General features: G+C 42.3%; 21 protein-coding genes and 2 pseudogenes. 17 read left to right on the plus strand and 6 right to left on the minus strand.

The window, feature by feature from the left end; genetic code table 11:
• Nucleotides 1-430: 430 nt before the first annotated feature.
• On the plus strand, nucleotides 431-826 hold the full coding sequence (locus tag AC6IZ0_RS01895; protein ID WP_497724855.1) for an STAS domain-containing protein: 396 nt from the start codon (nucleotides 431-433) through the stop codon (nucleotides 824-826).
• Nucleotides 827-1,014: 188 nt separating this feature from the next.
• On the opposite strand, the gene AC6IZ0_RS01900 is transcribed toward AC6IZ0_RS01895, so the two are convergent.
• Nucleotides 1,015-1,347, minus strand: coding sequence for a hypothetical protein (locus AC6IZ0_RS01900; protein WP_497724857.1), 333 nt, complete (start codon nucleotides 1,345-1,347; stop codon nucleotides 1,015-1,017).
• Nucleotides 1,348-1,741: 394 nt separating this feature from the next.
• Between AC6IZ0_RS01900 and AC6IZ0_RS01905 the strand changes: the two genes are divergently transcribed.
• From AC6IZ0_RS01905 to AC6IZ0_RS01925, 5 genes and pseudogenes are all read left to right on the plus strand, one after another.
• On the plus strand, nucleotides 1,742-2,257 hold the full coding sequence (locus AC6IZ0_RS01905; RefSeq protein WP_280805616.1) for a Mini-ribonuclease 3: 516 nt from the start codon (nucleotides 1,742-1,744) through the stop codon (nucleotides 2,255-2,257).
• A gap of 97 nt (nucleotides 2,258-2,354) precedes the next feature.
• Nucleotides 2,355-3,323: a 23S rRNA (guanosine(2251)-2'-O)-methyltransferase RlmB gene (rlmB, locus tag AC6IZ0_RS01910; RefSeq protein WP_497724858.1), complete on the plus strand. Its 969-nt coding sequence runs from the start codon at nucleotides 2,355-2,357 to the stop codon at nucleotides 3,321-3,323.
• Nucleotides 3,324-3,574: 251 nt separating this feature from the next.
• Complete coding sequence (locus AC6IZ0_RS01915) at nucleotides 3,575-3,877, plus strand: DUF1816 domain-containing protein (RefSeq protein WP_271733802.1); 303 nt, start codon at nucleotides 3,575-3,577, stop codon at nucleotides 3,875-3,877.
• Nucleotides 3,878-4,347: 470 nt separating this feature from the next.
• A pseudogene (locus tag AC6IZ0_RS01920) lies at nucleotides 4,348-4,489 on the plus strand (class I fructose-bisphosphate aldolase); the annotation flags it as partial.
• A 79-nt stretch (nucleotides 4,490-4,568) separates the two neighbouring features.
• The gene (locus AC6IZ0_RS01925) at nucleotides 4,569-5,735 is read left to right on the plus strand and encodes a pyridoxal phosphate-dependent aminotransferase (protein ID WP_497724860.1); all 1,167 of its coding nucleotides are present in this window, start codon (nucleotides 4,569-4,571) and stop codon (nucleotides 5,733-5,735) included.
• Nucleotides 5,736-5,893: 158 nt separating this feature from the next.
• Here AC6IZ0_RS01925 and trxA read toward each other — a convergent pair whose 3' ends face one another.
• On the minus strand, nucleotides 5,894-6,220 hold the full coding sequence (gene trxA, locus AC6IZ0_RS01930) for a thioredoxin (protein WP_271733804.1): 327 nt from the start codon (nucleotides 6,218-6,220) through the stop codon (nucleotides 5,894-5,896).
• A 110-nt stretch (nucleotides 6,221-6,330) separates the two neighbouring features.
• On the opposite strand from trxA, the gene AC6IZ0_RS01935 reads away from it, so the two are divergent.
• The 4 genes from AC6IZ0_RS01935 (at nucleotide 6,331) to AC6IZ0_RS01950 (ending at nucleotide 8,596) form a co-directional block, all read left to right on the plus strand.
• Complete coding sequence (locus AC6IZ0_RS01935) at nucleotides 6,331-7,047, plus strand: cyclase family protein (RefSeq protein ID WP_497724862.1); 717 nt, start codon at nucleotides 6,331-6,333, stop codon at nucleotides 7,045-7,047.
• Nucleotides 7,048-7,445: 398 nt separating this feature from the next.
• Complete coding sequence (locus tag AC6IZ0_RS01940; RefSeq protein WP_271733806.1) at nucleotides 7,446-7,568, plus strand: hypothetical protein; 123 nt, start codon at nucleotides 7,446-7,448, stop codon at nucleotides 7,566-7,568.
• Nucleotides 7,569-7,628: 60 nt separating this feature from the next.
• On the plus strand, nucleotides 7,629-8,081 hold the full coding sequence (locus AC6IZ0_RS01945; RefSeq protein ID WP_271733807.1) for a DUF6932 family protein: 453 nt from the start codon (nucleotides 7,629-7,631) through the stop codon (nucleotides 8,079-8,081).
• Nucleotides 8,078-8,596, plus strand: a complete 519-nt coding sequence (locus tag AC6IZ0_RS01950) for a helix-turn-helix domain-containing protein (RefSeq protein ID WP_323216016.1) — start codon at nucleotides 8,078-8,080, stop codon at nucleotides 8,594-8,596. The genes AC6IZ0_RS01945 and AC6IZ0_RS01950 overlap by 4 nt, the downstream gene beginning before the upstream one ends.
• A gap of 144 nt (nucleotides 8,597-8,740) precedes the next feature.
• Here the strand turns inward: AC6IZ0_RS01950 and AC6IZ0_RS01955 are convergent, their stop codons facing one another.
• Together AC6IZ0_RS01955 and AC6IZ0_RS01960 are read right to left on the minus strand one after the other, a co-directional pair.
• Entirely contained in the window at nucleotides 8,741-8,923 is a 183-nt protein-coding gene (locus AC6IZ0_RS01955; protein WP_229476245.1) for a hypothetical protein, read from the minus strand.
• 14 nt (nucleotides 8,924-8,937) lie between these two features.
• Entirely contained in the window at nucleotides 8,938-9,387 is a 450-nt protein-coding gene (locus tag AC6IZ0_RS01960) for a type II toxin-antitoxin system RelE/ParE family toxin (protein ID WP_497724864.1), read from the minus strand.
• A gap of 238 nt (nucleotides 9,388-9,625) precedes the next feature.
• Between AC6IZ0_RS01960 and AC6IZ0_RS01965 the strand changes: the two genes are divergently transcribed.
• The 5 genes from AC6IZ0_RS01965 to AC6IZ0_RS01985 all read left to right on the plus strand — a co-directional run bounded on the left by AC6IZ0_RS01965 (nucleotide 9,626) and on the right by AC6IZ0_RS01985 (nucleotide 11,788).
• A complete protein-coding gene (locus AC6IZ0_RS01965) occupies nucleotides 9,626-10,084 on the plus strand; it encodes a hypothetical protein (RefSeq protein ID WP_497724865.1) in 459 nt (152 codons plus the stop codon).
• Between the two features lie 444 nt (nucleotides 10,085-10,528).
• On the plus strand, nucleotides 10,529-10,726 hold the full coding sequence (locus AC6IZ0_RS01970; RefSeq protein WP_271733809.1) for a transposase: 198 nt from the start codon (nucleotides 10,529-10,531) through the stop codon (nucleotides 10,724-10,726).
• Nucleotides 10,711-10,914 (plus strand): transposase, encoded by a 204-nt coding sequence (locus AC6IZ0_RS01975; RefSeq protein ID WP_497724866.1) that lies wholly within the window; start codon nucleotides 10,711-10,713, stop codon nucleotides 10,912-10,914. The genes AC6IZ0_RS01970 and AC6IZ0_RS01975 overlap by 16 nt, the downstream gene beginning before the upstream one ends.
• 61 nt (nucleotides 10,915-10,975) lie before the next feature.
• Nucleotides 10,976-11,224 carry a hypothetical protein gene (locus AC6IZ0_RS01980; RefSeq protein ID WP_497724867.1) on the plus strand — a complete coding sequence of 83 codons (249 nt, stop codon included), beginning with the start codon at nucleotides 10,976-10,978 and terminating at the stop codon, nucleotides 11,222-11,224.
• A gap of 27 nt (nucleotides 11,225-11,251) precedes the next feature.
• The gene (locus AC6IZ0_RS01985) at nucleotides 11,252-11,788 is read left to right on the plus strand and encodes a helix-turn-helix transcriptional regulator (protein ID WP_497724868.1); all 537 of its coding nucleotides are present in this window, start codon (nucleotides 11,252-11,254) and stop codon (nucleotides 11,786-11,788) included.
• A gap of 127 nt (nucleotides 11,789-11,915) precedes the next feature.
• Here the strand turns inward: AC6IZ0_RS01985 and ahcY are convergent.
• Nucleotides 11,916-13,192 (minus strand): annotated as a pseudogene (ahcY, locus tag AC6IZ0_RS01990) (adenosylhomocysteinase).
• Between the two features lie 417 nt (nucleotides 13,193-13,609).
• Here ahcY and AC6IZ0_RS01995 point away from each other — a divergent pair.
• Together AC6IZ0_RS01995 and AC6IZ0_RS02000 are read left to right on the plus strand one after the other, a co-directional pair.
• Nucleotides 13,610-15,217, plus strand: a complete 1,608-nt coding sequence (locus AC6IZ0_RS01995) for a mechanosensitive ion channel family protein (RefSeq protein WP_497725977.1) — start codon at nucleotides 13,610-13,612, stop codon at nucleotides 15,215-15,217.
• 246 nt (nucleotides 15,218-15,463) lie between these two features.
• Nucleotides 15,464-15,727: a hypothetical protein gene (locus AC6IZ0_RS02000; protein ID WP_497725978.1), complete on the plus strand. Its 264-nt coding sequence runs from the start codon at nucleotides 15,464-15,466 to the stop codon at nucleotides 15,725-15,727.
• 95 nt (nucleotides 15,728-15,822) lie between these two features.
• On the opposite strand, the gene AC6IZ0_RS02005 is transcribed toward AC6IZ0_RS02000, so the two are convergent.
• Complete coding sequence (locus tag AC6IZ0_RS02005) at nucleotides 15,823-16,974, minus strand: glycosyltransferase family 4 protein (protein ID WP_497724869.1); 1,152 nt, start codon at nucleotides 16,972-16,974, stop codon at nucleotides 15,823-15,825.
• Nucleotides 16,975-17,077: the final 103 nt, after the last annotated feature.

Raw genomic sequence — 17,077 nt, forward strand, 5'->3', positions numbered from 1 at the left:
CCGCTCCCATGCTCCCGTTGAAGTAGAAAGTAAAGTCTAGCTTTGTCTAGGTTTTATATAGCAGGTACAAGGGGTTGACCACTCTCACCAGACTTATCCTCAAATATGCCCAAATTTACTCAAAATTGAGCGGTAAAATGCCTTGACAAGGGCGATTAATGAATTTAAAATCGCGCAGAGGTAATAACCACCCCTGGAACTATGAAAATTTCCGGGTATGGCTAGCTCGGTCCAATCCTAAAGCCTGTGGATTAAGTCAGCGCCTTCGCTCTTAAAGTGAAGCAGGAAGATGATTTCGGACTTTTAGGTGAGTTTGAGGAAGTTTAGTAGAGCAGAATAACCACAGAAGTTATTAATGGAGTATCTACTCATCCCCTGACTTCCCCTATCTGGACAAGTTGTAGACAACTTGCGCTAAAACCATCTATACTTGAGCGTTCACTTTAACCATGAGGAGGGAATTATTGCTGAATCACTGAATCTAACCGTGAGCCTGAGAGGCACTCGCGAAGTCCGGGATAACTGTCAGCTATTCCGCCTCACAGGTTTGTTAGACGCATTTTCTGAGCCGACGTTTCGCAAAGTACTGGGCACTAAAATTGATGATCGTCCAAAGCACATTATTCTGGATCTCTCACAAATTGACTTTGTTGATAGCTCCGGTTTGGGCGCTCTGGTGCAACTGGCTAAACAAGCTCAAACCGCCGGCGGTACTTTGCAAATTGTGACAAATGCCCGAGTAACTCAAACGGTCAAGCTGGTTCGCTTGGAAAAGTTTCTAGCCCTGCAAACTTCAGTTGATACGGCTTTAGAAAACATCAAGTAATCTTGATCGCTTTATAGAGTCCGGGGAAATGCCGATATCGTCGATTTGATGCGGAGTAAGACCGAAAAATCCCAAGCTAGAAAGGTGTCTGTCGATGAAACCGGCAGCCTACACTTACCTACAGGAGAGTGTGGGTAATTTACCGAAGCTCAAACATAACCTCTCTCCTGGTGAGAGAGGTTTAACAATTAGCTAAAACAGCAAGAAGCCTCTGGGCTAACGTCAGGAAGGCGATCGCACTCAGTTACACAGGAGTTGACGACACCCCTGTGAACTAATGCCGGAAACCAGATCACAGGATATGGAGGAAATGAGCAAAATATTTTGTTTGCGCCCATAAATTTGATAGAATAAGTCGGGTAGACCTCACCCCCATCGGTGTCTGAGCAGCCTCTGTCCACTAGCATTGCGATTATTGGTAAGCGACTGTATTCCACAGAGTAGAAGTCAGTAGGCACATCTTGATTAATATAAGTCGCCTCCGGGTTGGTCATCAGCTCGCGAACAAGCCAGCATATCATCGGTGGTCAGTGAAATTTGTAGGAAGGTAAGAAATTTACAGTCGGCAGTAGGGCATTAAGTGCACTTAAAACAAAGCCCATCGCCACCCAGTCTATGGGAGGCCTAGCCATAGCAATAGCTGGATTGGGTGAGAAGCCTACACTCAATTTCTCAAAGAAATTCAGTTAGGGGAGTATGTCACTGGGTGTCAACCTTGGAAGACATGACGGGTGGTATTGTCACTTTGAGATGCCTATAATAGCCCAATAGTTTGATAAAATACATTAATACTCAAAATCAAGTGTGGATCAAAAAGGTTACAATTAGTCGGTAATATTTGACAGTCTCTTTTATGTTCGGTGTACCAACATGGCTGGCTTCAGAAGTCATCAATCTATGAAAGCTCTGTTGAAGATGCCTGCTAACTATAGCCCGTTGAGGAATGATGAATTTGTGACATCACAGGGACAAGAGCTATTAGAAGGGAAAAATGAACCCCCCCCGCCCAGTTCGTCTTGGCATCAAGCACTGTTGGCTACCACCGGGACACTACCTGTGCTTTCTCAGTCACAAATACAACAAATGTCGCCTTTGGCCTTAGCCTATATAGGTGATGCAATTTATGAATTGTATGTTAGGATGTTCTATCTGTTGCCAGTGCAACAGACCAAAACCTACCACTGTTTGGTGGTAGCACAGGTAAGAGCTGAAACACAAGCGCTACATTTGCGATCGCTGACTCCGCATCTGAGTCCAGCCGAATTAGAAATCGTCCGTCGAGGCCGTAATGCTGCTTCAGGACGGACTAAGCGGGTTGAACCCCAAATTTATCAACAAGCAACAAGTTTAGAAACTTTAATTGGCTACCTTTATCTTACGGATTTCCCCCGATTAACCGAATTGTTGCAAAAACTCCATCTAGAGAAATAGTCAGCGACTCAGTCTCAAGATAGGAAAGTCAGCACTTGGGGTTGACTAAATTCAAAGAACCCCAATCTCCCACTCATAAACTATACCCAAAACTTATATGGCTAACAAACCCAGGAAAGTCCAGACTCCTAGCGAAGCGAATCGCATCAAACCTATAAAATTAAAGGGGAAGCGTGTTATTACTAGTGCGGTGCGCAGTCCCCGCCTCAGTGACAGGGATAAAAAACCTGTCTCCAGAAGCACAAGCCAACATCCCATTAATACCCATTCATCCCCAGTAGCACAATCGCCAGAAAATAGTGATCTCATCTACGGTCGCCATCCAGTTTTGACTGCTTTGGAAAGTGAACGGGGACTGAACCGCATCTGGATTACTACTCGTTTACGTTACGACCACCGCTTTCATCATTTGCTCTTGCAAGCGAAGGAAAATGGCACAGTCATTGATGAAGTAGAGCCAAGACGCTTAGACCAAATCACCGATCAGGCCAATCACCAAGGTATTGCGGCGCAAGTAGCCCCCCACGCATATATTGAGTTACCTGATTTAATTGCACAAGCGAAATCTGTAACGGATCCTGTAATTGTCGTGGCTGAGGGAATTACTGATCCCCATAATTTGGGAGCAATTATTCGCACAGCCGAAGCCATAGGCGCTCAGGGTTTGGTGATCCCTCAAAGAAGGGCATCAGGAATTACTTCTACTGTGGTCAAAGTGGCCGCAGGTGCTTTAGAAAACTTTTCTGTAGCTAGAGTAGTTAATCTCAGTCGTGCCTTAGAAGAATTAAAAGAGGCGGGATTTTGGATTTATGGTACTGCTAGCACAGCCAGTGAACCCCTGCATACAGTTAAATTTACTGAACCTATCGTTTTAGTTATTGGTTCGGAAGGCGAAGGGCTGAGTATGCTCACGCAGCGATCCTGCGATGTCTTGGTTTCAATACCCCTGTTAGGCAAAACCCCTAGTCTCAACGCCTCAGTAGCCGCTGGTATGGCGCTTTACGAAATCTATCGCCAAAGGTCATTAAACACTTTGTACCTAGATAAATTACAAAAACCCCTTTAAAAAAATAGGGGTAAGTTTCCACCCATAGGAATGCTAGATGGGGATAAAAGCCAGGTGATAACGAAAATAGATGGGACTGATGCAAACGCAGGTTGATGAGAGAGTCAGGTGTTCATAGAGTCACAAATAGCTTCTCTTCATCTGGACTTTTACTACAATATATGTAGAATATTAACATAATGTAAAAGCAAGATCAGTACCATATCCTTTCCTTTAATATTCAGTACCACATTGATAAATCGGCTACAACTATGCAAACAATTTGGAATAACCTGAAGGAATCATTAACTAATCAGTTCCACAACATGGGTCTAGCCTGGTGGGTGGAAATTGTGACGCAAAATCCCCGGTGTACCTACTACTTCGGTCCATTTTTGAATTCTGCTGATGCTAAAGTGGCAATCAAGGGCTATGTAGAAGATTTGGAGGTTGAAGGGGCACAAGGAATACTTGTGAATGTCAAGCGGTGTAAACCCGGTACTTTAACAATTGCTGAAGACTTGGGGGAAAGGATTGACCGCAAAGTAAAGCCTGTCTTTAGCGGTCAGATATAATCAAAATTCAAGGGCTATCATGGTTCTCAGTCGGTTCCTCTGGGAACTATGCTTTTGGTATTTGAGCTATTCCTAAGCTGAAAATTTTCTAGACAAACCTATACTTATATAGACAAAAGTTAATTTCTCTTGAGTTAAAAAATCAACTACCTGATATATAATCGTCAGATATGAACTATTGAATTAAGACCATTGCCGACGGGCAAACCAAGCAATGATAGTGGTAGTCTAGTTTTGTCTAGGTTTGATATAGCAGATTCGGATTCGACAACGCCGGGATTTGTGTCTTTCGGTATATGACTTGCATGGTGAAAAATCTAAAATAGAATTATGGCAAGAATCCTAATTATTACTTGTAATCACAGATAAACGTAGTTGTAGAGCCATTGTCAAAGATGGAATGCCTTCCCATGAGGAATACATCTAAGTTTATCTGTGGTTTTTTCATGAGAATAATAGCGAATCGCGATCGCACAGCGGTGATTAATCAGCAGACCGGCGATACTGGGTTAATTTCCGGTCGGAAAACCTTCCAGGGGATCTTTGGGGAAGGTGTGAAAGTGTTTCACGCCATTAGTGGGTGTTTACTTGTCCCCAGATGTGACTTGCTGAGGAATTATAAAAAGATAACTGTTGGTAATTATTCTAAGATATCCTTAGATAAGTGAGAGAATTGCCAAATAAATTAAGCATGAAGCTGGCAGAACGAGTAAGTAAGGTGACCCCTTCTTTGACCTTAGCGATCGCAGCTAAAGCTAAGGCCATGAAGGCTGAAGGAATAGACGTTTGTAGTTTCAGCGCTGGTGAACCAGATTTTGACACTCCGGCCCACATCAAAACCGCAGCAGCCAAAGCCTTGGATTCAGGTAAAACCAAGTATGGCCCAGCAGCTGGAGAACCAAAGTTAAGGGAAGCGATCGCCCAGAAGCTGAAAACCGACAACGGTCTGAATTATCAGTCGGAGAATGTGATTGTCACCAACGGTGGTAAACATTCTTTATTTAACCTGATGTTAGCCCTGATTAATCCGGGGGATGAGGTAATATTCGGTGCCCCCTATTGGCTAAGTTATCCAGAAATGGTAACCTTAACTGGTGGGAAGTCAGTAATTCTCACCACAGATGCGACGACGGATTATAAAGTTACCCCTGAACAACTACGTCAAGCAATTACACCCAAAACTAAGTTATTTATTCTTAACTCTCCATCTAATCCTACTGGGATGGTCTACACCCCAGATGAGATTAAAGCACTGGCCCAAGTGATAGTGGATGCAGATATTTATGTAGTGTCTGATGAGATTTACGAAAAGATTCTCTACGACGGCGCAGAACATATCAGCATTGGTTCCCTGGGGGAAGCCATCTTTGAGCGCACCTTGATTAGTAACGGGTTTGCTAAAGCTTATTCTATGACCGGTTGGCGACTGGGTTATTTAGCAGGACCTGTGGAGATTATTCGATCTGCTATTTCTATTCAGGGACATAGTACATCTAATGTGTGTACTTTTGCTCAATATGGAGCGATCGCAGCTTTAGAAAACTCTCAAGACTGTGTAGAATCAATGCGCCAAGCATTGACCCAGCGGCGACAGGTAATGTTGGATAGACTCAACGCCATTCCGGGATTGAGTTGTAGTAAACCAGATGGTGCTTTTTACTTGTTTCCCGATATCAGTAAAACAGGTCTGAACTCCCTGGAATTCTCTAACGCCCTGTTAGAAACACAGCAAGTGGCTGTCATTCCAGGTATTGCCTTTGGTGCTGATCAAAACATTCGTTTGTCCTACGCCACGGATATGGACACGATCCAAAAAGGAATGGACAGGTTAGAGAAATTTGTGAGTTCCCTGGTTTAATCAACCGTATAACCTTACTCCTCAGTCTACCTCACAAGTTTGGCGGGAGTAAGGTTAAAAATTGACATATAATTTAGGCTATTTTAAATACTGGCGCTACCTCAAATCAATTAAGTTTAAGTCTTATAACTTACCAGTAAATCTCAACCCTGAACCACCTAAAGCAACTTGTTAACAGCAGCAGTAAACTCTTCATAAGGAGAAACTCCCACAATAGTTTCTGCTAACTCACCATCCTTGAACATTAAAACTGCTGGAATGCTACGCAGACCAAACCTTTTAAAAATTGGCTTGTTATTGTCAACATCTACCTTTACCACCTGAAGGCGACCCTGATATTCCTCAGCGAGTTGTTCCATTAAGGGAGCAATAATACGACAAGGACCGCACCAAGTAGCAGTGAAATCAACAACAACAACTTTTTCAGTACCTAAAAGAGTATCAAATTCACTACCTTCAACATAAGCAACTGTATCAGTGGACATTAATTAAAGTCTCCTATTAAAACTGAGAGTAAAAACGTAACTGTAAAAACTATACTACTTTGTTGCGAGTCAAGAAACCATCATCTATGACTGGCTTTCTATTTTCATATATGAAACAAAATCAAAAGACTATAACTTACTCACAGGTAATACATCTAAGTCATATAATTGACATAGACATTCCCCAATGGCCAGGTGATCCCCCAGTGGAATTTACCACCCTCGCCAACATCCCAGAGGATGGCTATTACCTACGACGGTTGACCATAGGAGAACACAGTGCTACTCACATCAATGCACCCAAAAGTTTTTATCCTCATAGTGCGGGAATTGACCAATACTCAGGTGAGTCCCTAGTTTTACCTGCGGTAGTGATCGACATCTGCGCAGCTGCAAAGTTAAATCCCGATTACGCCTTGACTGTTGCTGATGTTTTGGCTTGGGAGAAAAAACATGGTGAAATTCCTCCTGGTAGTTTAGTATTGCTTCATACTGGCTGGGAAAATAAATGGTTAGATAAAAAGCAATTTTTTAACCAAGATCCTCAAGGAAAAATGCACTTTCCCGGTTTTAGCTATGATGCAACTGAGTTTCTGTTAGAACAAAGACAAATTGCTGGTTTAGGAACTGATACCCATGGGGTAGACCCTGGACAAGATGACAGTTTTAATATTAACCGTCTGGTATTGGCACAGCAGAGGATTATTTTGGAAAATCTCACCAACTTACAGCACTTACCACCAAAGGGTACTACTTTAATCATTGGTGTGTTGAGGTTGCGGGATGGTTCGGGTTCTCCTGTGGGGGTGTTAGCTTTAGTCCCATAGAATGGGAATTCGTGGTTTTTACTTCTATGACCTGGATGGTCATAATTTAGAACCTGTACATAAAATTGCAGGAGCAGTCCAGATTGATTAATCTCGACTACTCCTGCTACACCCCTTGCACAATCAAAAGATACCACTGTCAAAACCGGTATGTGTGCCAAATTGCCAAATAACCGTGTTTTCCCCATGCAGTACCTGGGTGAAACACCTGGTTTATTTGTGATTCCTGAAGATGTTGGCTTTCCTTGGTCATATTTTCTCACATAGCTAGAGCGATCGCATTGAGGACTTAGACATCGATAATGGCATCAGCAATGGTTTTTTGTAACTGAGATGGCACTACCCCCCATGAATTTGGTTAAGGATGCTTGGGGGTCGATGTCGATGAGGAGAACGCAGTGCATTTCAACCTCTGTGGTGCTGTAGTGGTTCTCAAGGATGCAGGTGATAGGCGTAACCCGGATTTCTCACTACTCCTCAATTACTTTAGTCCTTGTGCGGAGTTTTGCTTTGAAGTGTGATTTTTAAAGAATTATGGGACACTCCTAACTGGATAATAAAGTTGTGTTAGGGTGTGAGAAATGATTCCAGAATTTGACGTAAATGGTAATTTACCATCAGGGGTGCATTGGGCAGAATGGTCGGACTTTTTAGAAATATTTGGGACAAATTTGATTAGACAGCGCATGATAGACGGTCTTGAACTGGCAATGACGCAACTAAAAGCAGCAGGCTGTAGAACTATTTATATTGATGGTAGTTTCGTTACCAGTAAACCACAACCAGGAGACTTTGATGCCTGTTGGGAGGATAATGGAGTTGATATAAACTACCTAGAATTGATTGCTCCTAGTTTATTTAATTTTGCGCTGCGGCGTGCCGAACAAAAAATTAAGTACAAGGGTGAAATTTTTCCGTCAAATTATCCAGCTAATGATTCCGGTACAGCCTACATAGATTTTTTTCAATTTGATACCAGGACGAATACGCGCAAAGGAATTATTGCTATAGATTTACAAAGGTGGAAACCATGATGATCAAAAATGAGCAACAGTATCAAAATTCCTTAGCTTGGTTGCAACGCTTTGAACAGTCTATAGCGGAATTGGATAACAATGAACAATTGAAGGCAGAACCAAAACGGTGGAAACTTCACAGAGATTCATATCAGAGTCAAGTTGACGAGTTAAAGTCAGAAATCACCGAATACGAAAGACTGATTAATTGCGACACCAGTAAACCTTTAAAAATTCAAGTCGATTCTTTAAATAAACTGCCAGATGCTTTAATTAAAGTTCGGTTAGCAGCCAAAATTACTCAGCGAGAACTTGCTGATAGATTAGGAATTGCTGAACAAAGAGTCAAGGAATATGAGGATACAGATTATCAATGTGCCAGTTTTGTAGAAATTCTCGAAGTCAGCACCGCTTTGGGTGTCGAATTTGAAACGGCAACTGTGCAAGTAGATTTTGCGGAAATAGAAGCAGTTAAAAAAAGCGTGGATAAATGGCGCAAAGAAAAAATGAATATTAAAACTAAAGCCTCATAAGTATGGTTGACATTTTAATTAATAAGTTCAAAATTATATGATGGGGAATTAGTAGCACCTGAACAGAAAACCGATATAAGCAGCATTTTGGTCGCAATGCTAGTTTATTAATAGACGTTTCGACACCTGAATCTCAAAACACAATTATGCGTCCCCCGGTGTTGACGGTGGTGGTCTACCGGAAGATTCCTGATTGTCCTCGGAAGCGGATGCTGTTTCTGAAGCGAGTTTTTCTATTTCTTGTAGAAGTTCTTGCGTCTTCTGCTCGGCTCTTTTGCGAGCTTCTGGTGACATTTTCGCTTGAAGTATTTTAAAAGATTTAGCCATTAGAGTTCATCCCCCTATTTCAAAGTAAGCATATGAGATGCATACTGCGCCTCTGCTACAGGAATATTCTTCTCGTACCACCGATTATCTCCAGTCTTATCTCCACCAACAAGGAGAATGGCAGTACGGTTGGGGTCAAAAGCATAAAGTACGCGAAAAGGACGACCTGTGTGCTGAATACGCAATTCGCGCAGGCGAGAAACCTGAGAACCATTGATTTTAGAGCTATAGGGGTGGGGAAGTATCGGGCCCATCTTTTCAAGTAAACCGACTACGGCTTTAACGTCGATTTGTTCCTCCTCGCTCAAAGTATCCCACCACGCACCAAATTTGTCAGTATACTCTATGCACCATTCCGTTGTTTGTTCCGTAGTGGGGAAGGAGCATCGTACCTGAGAATACTTTTTAGTTTTCTTAAAACTTGCGTTTTGACCCCGGTTCTTGAGTTGGCTGCGATTTACCATGTTTCCTCCCTTGTTTACATTCAGACACACGAATCCTATGGATTCCGATTCTTATGTGTTGAACAAAATGGGAGAAATCAACTAAGTCATCGCCGCACTAAGCCTCGATAAACAACTCAACGAACTACTTGTTTGCCAGTCACAAGCACAACTGGGGTTGTAACTTGACTAGACAAATATGGGTTAACAGAACAAATGTAACATTGCCTTGTTGTCAATGTCAATATAACGCCTATCAATGACTTTGCTCATTTTTAAATTTTTATACGTTCTGTGTTCTGTGAATATTATTGGCACTGGGACAAAGGGTTTTATCGCTCTTGATTTTATTCGTGAAGCACCATCGGCCTATGATGCAATTTCTAGCGCCATAAATGATGTCAGAAAGGCTATTCCACAAGCGGAGATTATGGAGGCATCACCCAATTTTGTTGGTGTGACAGATGTCGCGAAGCTTTTGGGATGCTCTCGACAAAATCAGGACTTACTATCAAAAAGCATTTCAGACCCTCCCCTGCTATCTACCTATCCATTACCCGGATCTTTCTTAACATTCGTGAGAGCGATCGCTCGCAAACCCCCAAACCTTAATCCTCCGTTGATGATTCTCAAGAAAATAAGGGTTTTATCAAGAAGAATAAGGTACATTTTGTCAAGAGTAGGGAAATTTTCAAGCGTTGAAACCGTGTCCACATAAATGTTCCAAGATTGTTAAGAAAAATGTGGGTAATGAATAGCCTTACAAGGGGAGGGTGAGGGTGGGGTAAAATAATATTCGATAGTAGGAGCGAAACCGAAATCAATATGTTCCCTGAGCGAAGTCGAAGGGAACAATAATAAGGGCGAGGAAGTGAGGTTAAGAGAACCGCAAGAGATTTTAGAGATTATTGGGGGGATCGTGGTTTCGACTTCGCTCAACCACCGAAATCAATACAGACCACATATCGACTTCACCCTTGCGACCACCGGGTTTGGGTTGTGGAATCATGTCGCTGAGAAATTCATCAAGATCAATACTACGGACTGCTGACAGAAGTGAGGGGGAAAATCTGATGGTCTAAGAGGATGTTTGGAAAGTCAAGAAAAGCTCAAGTAACGATATTCTGTCAGTAGATAAAAACGCGACAGAGTTACTTGAGCCATGTCTAAATCATACCCAACAGACTTGACCGATGAACAGTGGGAATTGCTATCAGTGCTGATACCCCCAATAAATTTGGGGTGTCGTCCCCGTCGGGTTGACCTACGCGCTGTGATTAGTGCCATATTTTATGTTCTCTGTGCGGGTTGTCCATGGCGGATGTTGCCAAATGACTTCCCAAAATGGCAAACGGTATAATATTGGTGCTGATTTGGGTTGATGCTGGGTATCAAGGTGAAGGCTTTATGAGATGGGTGATGGATACGTATCACTGGGTTTTGGAGGTTATACGTCGTCCGGTTAATACTAAAGGCTTTGTTCTGTTACCAAAGCGTTGGGTTGTCGAGCGTAGTTTTGGTTGGTTTATATGCTGTGGTTTTTTGTAAAATGGACGGAGTAAGTTGTCAGTTGACAATTCACTCTTAAAATTATAGTATGTATTAGGTAATGGCAAATAAACACCCCCATAAAGAGATACGAGCGGCGTTGAATTATGCTGTTGAGCAAGGCTGGGAAGTTGAAGAAGGAGGCTCTCATGCTTGGGGTAAAATCTATTGCCCTTACAAAGATTCTGAATGTAGATGTGGGGAATTTTGCATTACTAGTATTTGGAGTACCCCTAGAAATCCTACTAACCATGCAAAGCAGATTCGTCGAGTAGTTGATAAGTGTATTTATCAACAAGAAAAGAAATGATTACTTCTGAGGAAAGGGTAATATTAGATGCGAGAATATGAATTTACTCTGAAATTCAAAGTCCCAAATCCTATGACTGATACTGGTATGTTTGTCGATGCCCTTTATGAATCGGGCTGTGATGATGCTATTATTGGCACTGGGACAAAGGGTTTTATCGCTCTTGATTTTATTCGTGAAGCACCATCGGCCTATGATGCAATTTCTAGCGCCATAAATGATGTCAGAAAGGCTATTCCACAAGCGGAGATTATCGAGGCATCACCCAATTTTGTTGGTGTGACAGATGTAGCGAAGCTTTTGGGATGCTCTCGACAAAATATTCAAAAGTTACTATCAAAAAGCATTTCAGACCCTCCCCCTGCTATCTACGGAGGGGCGCAGTCTGTCTGGTATCTCCTTGATATCCTTACCTGGCTGATTGAACACAAGAACTATCAAATCGACGAATCTTTGGTAGAAATTGCTAAAACCACTAAGAGTTTAAATCTTGTCAAACAGTTGCAAATGCTCGACTCTGACACGCACAGAAAATTTCAGGATCTTGTGTGTGCTAAGAAATAAATATTTAGGGTTGTCAATTCATAAACAAGGTATCAATGTGTGACTCATATCTTGTTTTCTTCCTTGGTGCGAAAAAAAAGGGAGGAGCAAAACGCCCATCCCCCAAAAATCAACTAGTTAATTAAGATTAGGTTCCAGACTGCCAAGAATTGATATACTCAACTTGCCCAGGAGTTAAGCTATCAATGTAAATACCCATAGCTTGCAACTTCAAACGAGCAATTTCTTGATCAACTTCTACAGGAATAGAGTGTAACCCAGGCTCTAATTTACCTTGATTCTTCACCAGGTATTCACAAGCTAAGGCTTGGTTAGCAAAACTCATGTCCATAACGGCGCTGGGGTGTCCTTCTGCGGCGGCGAGGTTAACTAAACGACCTTCACCTAAGACAATTACAGATTTACCACTGTTGAGTATGTACTGTTCGGTGAAGGGACGGACTGTTTTAATTTCTTTGGCTTGACCGGCTAAATATTTAAGGTCAATTTCAATATCAAAGTGACCGGAGTTACAAACGATCGCACCATCTTTCATGATATCGAAATGTTCGCCTCGAATCACGTGTTTATTACCGGTGACAGTAATAAATAAATCGCCTTCGGGCGCTGCTTCCGACATGGGTAATACCCGGAAACCATCCATAACCGCTTCAATGGCTTTGATGGGGTCAATTTCGGTAACAATGACGTTAGCGCCTAAACCACGGCCCGTAAAGCAGTACCTTTACCACACCAGCCATAACCAGCAACTACGATGGTTTTACCAGCTAATAAGATATTTGTCGCCCGGATAATACCATCTAGGGTTGATTGACCTGTACCATAGCGATTATCAAAGAAGTGCTTGGTGTCAGCGTCGTTAACATTCATGGCGGGGAATGTGAGAACGCCATCGTTGAACATGGCGCGTAACCGCACGATTCCGGTGGTGGTTTCTTCGGTTGTCCCAATTAAATCGCCAATTTGGTGTTGACGGTGTTGCACTAAATCGGCAACTACATCACTACCGTCATCAATGATAATGTTGGGGCGATGATCTAAGGCGATTTGCACATGGCGGTTATAGGTCGCTGCGTCTTCGCCTTTAATGGCAAATACTGGAATTTCGTAATCGGTGACTAAGCAAGCTGCTACGTCATCTTGAGTTGATAAGGGGTTACTGGCGATTAAAACTGCATCAGCACCGCCGGTTTTGAGGGCGATCGCTAAATGTGCTGTTTCTGTGGTCACGTGGGCGCAAGCTACAAGGCGTAAACCAGCAAAGGGTTTTTCTTGCTCAAAGCGATCGCGTATCTGCTTTAATACTGGCATTTCCCGTCCAGCCCAGTCAATACGCTGTCTTCCCAAGGGAGCTAGGGCGAGGTCTTTAACCTCGTGCTTTAGTCGGGGAGAAGTTGCAGTCATTAAAAATTTCCTCAGAAAAATCAAAAAAGTTACGTAAAAATCACGTACCTTACTAGGGTATTGTACAGCTGATGATTTTGGCTTGTATTTACCACCAAGCTTGTTAATTGTACTTTGTTCTAGGTTGACATTGCATGGTTTTCAGGTTAACCTCATCCCTAACTTTTGTGAGGAGTAGATTAAGATCATCTGTTACTTTAGGGAGGTATTTGAGTGCGCTTTCAAATTTTGGCGATCGCCAAGCAAGTCCTATGGTCAAATTTTGGTTATTTTGAGCATAAACAGGCACTTTTAGAGGAAGGTCGCCTCAATAATACCCGCAGTGCTGCCAAGTATAAATCAGGTAACAAGGTATCTCATCCAGCCTCTCTCACACCTAGAAAGGGGGTATCCTCCAAAAGAATTTTAGCTAGAGGTATGATAGTGACAATTGCCAGTTCAATGGCGATCGCTGTTGTTTCTATATCAAAAGCCTCCGCTCAACTGCCTATTTTACCCTTTCTACAGTCTCCTAGTGCAATCGGTAGTGATGCAGATAGTAGAATTGTCTCTGGCTGGATTTATCTGGATGGTCGCCCAGTATTTCAAATAGCAGCAACCAGAACGAATTTTCCAGAGCGTTCCCGGAATATACAACAAAATCTCAATCAAATTCTCCAAAACTACCTTGGTTCCCCTCAACGAAATATTAACCTTGACACCAGAATACTGAAGAACTCACCAGTAATTTATGTCAATGGTCAATACCTGATGACCGTGACAGTAGAAGATACCAGAGTGCGTAGAGAAGAGGCATCAGTATCGGCAGTTCAAATTACCGAAGAGTTAAAAAAAGCCTTACAACAAGCAGACAAAGAGCGCACAACTGAAATTTTAATGAATCAAGGTAAAGTTGCGGTTGGGGTGGGAGTGTTAATGATTGTGTTGAGTGGGGGAGTCTATTACCTTCAACGCCGTTTAAAAGAACATTCGCAACACCCCATCCTACCCATAGCAGATAATGCTCAACAGCTGACCAACCAACTACATCAACAGCAAGATCGAGATATTCAAGAGGTTAAAACTAGACTGTTTCAATTAACTCAAACCGGGATTCTGTCCGGTGGATTTCTGTTCATATTGGGTCTATTCCCCTATACCAGAGTATTTCAGGTAGGTATCATTACAGCGGCTCAAATTCCCATAGCATTGGTCGTGATCATAGTAGGAGTTTATGTCGCCACCCGGTTTACCTATGCGCTGATTGACCGCTTGACCTCCACTTTGATCAGCACTGGTGTTTTATTAAATACAGAAGCTTCCAAACGGATGGAATTGCGAGTTTCTACATTTTCTGGTGTCACTAAAAGCATTATCACTGGAATTTGGTTAGTGGTCGGCATTTTACTATCTCTGCTGTCCTTGGGTATAGATATTGTTCCCCTGCTAGCAGGTGCGGGTTTAATTGGTGTGGCTGTGTCTCTAGCTTCCCAAAGCTTAATTAAAGATGCGATTAACGGTTTTCTGATCATTTTTGAAGACCAGTACGCCTTGGGTGATGTGATTGCTGTGGGGGATGTAGGAGGATTAGTAGAAAATCTCAATCTGCGGATTACTCAGCTACGGGATGCCGAAGGGCGTTTAATTACAATTCCCAATAGTGAAATTAAAGTGGTTGCGAATCTTTCTAGCCGCTGGTCACGAGCGGATTTAACTATTCCAGTTGCCTATGAAAATAATATTGATGATGCCATGGATCTGATTAAACAGGTAGGCTGGGAGATGAATCAAGATCCTCTGTGGAAACCTCAAATACTGGAAATGCCTCAAGTGTTAGGCATAGATAACTTTGGCGATCGCGGTTTAATGATTCGTGTGTGGATCAAGACACTACCACTTAAACAGTGGGATGTGGGGCGCGAGTTTCGTCGGCGCTTAAAAATCGCCTTTGATCAAGCCGGATTCTCGATTCCTGTACCTCAACAAGGTATTTGGCTCAATCAAGGTGAATTGCCACACTCAAAAATCAATGGCAAATCTGAGTGATCAAGTAATTGACAGATCCCCGACTCTTTGCAAAAGTCGGGGAGTCAGAGTCTTCTGTACCTATATGATTTATTAGTGAGCGATTAAATAATTCAACTTAGGCTAATAGTATTTTTTATCACTAAACCTTATAGGAGACAAATTAGAACATTTGTACTATAATAGATTGCAGCGCGAATATTGCCTAACAAAGAGCAAAGGTTTGCTGCAACAGACTTCTGGAAGATGGATTTAAGGGTTAGTCCAATGATCAAGCATTATATTCTCAACCTCGATCCGACTGCCCGGCACGAATGGGACAGGTGTACTTTACGTGACCCACTGACGGCGAAACGTCCGGATATTGCTCAATTAATAGCTGAAGCTGTTGGTAATGAAACTGGTAGTTATTTAGTGAGTGTGAATATCGAAGTACAAGTTTTAGAGCAAGCTGTAGCGCCAGCATCGGAACAACTGTCGCGACCATTCCCAGAAATAAACATCCCCTCACAAATGCGAGAAGTGGCGTAGTAAAATCACCCCAGCCCTTAACAGGAGTGTTCATTAGCCCTGAACTATCATCAAACCTTGTGGGATGTGTCGAAAGAGTGTCAGGGCTACACACCTTATACCGATTGTCCCACCCTGTGGGACAATAGTTGAGCTATTTGCTGATTAATAGCTTTGATATCAAAACGCTGACAAGCGATTTCCCTGGAGTAACTGGCTATACTGGTAGTGATTTCTGTATCTTGAAGACAGGTATTAATCACTTGTGCTAACTCTTCAGGTAAACCTGGTGTGACCAGAAAACCGTTAACCCCGTGTTCTATTAATTCCATCGCTCCCCCAGCTTTTGCAGCTACCACAGGCCTACCGCATAACATAGCCTCAACAATAACTCTTCCAAAGGGTTCTGGGGCTATTGATGTATGTGCTACCAAGTGACAAGCTCCCATTAGCTGGGGGACATCCCCACGAAATCCTAAAAATTTAACCCGGTTTTCTAGTCCTAACCTTGTGACTTGTTCATGGAGTTCTTGGACATAATCTTGTTCACCAAACAGAGCATCGCCAACTAAAATTACTGACACTTCTGGCGGACATTGAGACAAAGCAGCAATTAAAATATGTTGACCCTTCCAAGGTGCAAACCGGCTGAAGTGTCCAACTATAAATTTTCCTTCTAGTCCTAACTGTTCCCGTAATTCTTTAACTTCAGATGCAGAAGTTTGATAATTTTCGCTATCAAACCCATTATAAACAATTGTGGTGAGTTTTGAGTTTCCCCCTGCTTGGATAAATGCCCTTTGACTAGCTTGGGAATTAGCAATTACTAATGAGGCCAAACGATTTGCTAAAGTAACGGCAATCCGCAGGTTGGTTGGGCTAAAATGTTCTGAGGAAAGAATATCGTGTAAATGATAAACTAAGGGACGACGAGCTAACAAGCTAGCCAGTGCGCCAATAACTAAGGCTTTTTGTGTGTTGGCGTAGATCAGATCATATTTCTTTGCTGTTTGTACCACTTTAGCTAACAGTGGTATAAGTTGTCTGAAACTAGCCAAAGCTTGTAGAAAATTGCTTTGTTTATGAACTGGTATTGCTTGAGCGGCGAAAACTTCTACAGGGATATGATGCTGTTGAAGTAAGTTTGTAAAATGGCCATCTGCGAACAATCCGACCAAGGCTTGTTGTTTATAGGGTTTAGCAATATCTATTAGACAAAGTTCTGCACCGCCAGGTTTACCACTCTGGTCTAAAAATAAAATTTTCATAGAAATATCTGATTATTGATAAAGTTATTAAAGCTCTTCTGTGTCGGCAATTAGAGTTGATATAGAACATAAATACAGCACATTTCATCTGAGTAGGTACAAG

This window comes from Anabaenopsis sp. NIES-4685 (assembly GCF_059725405.1).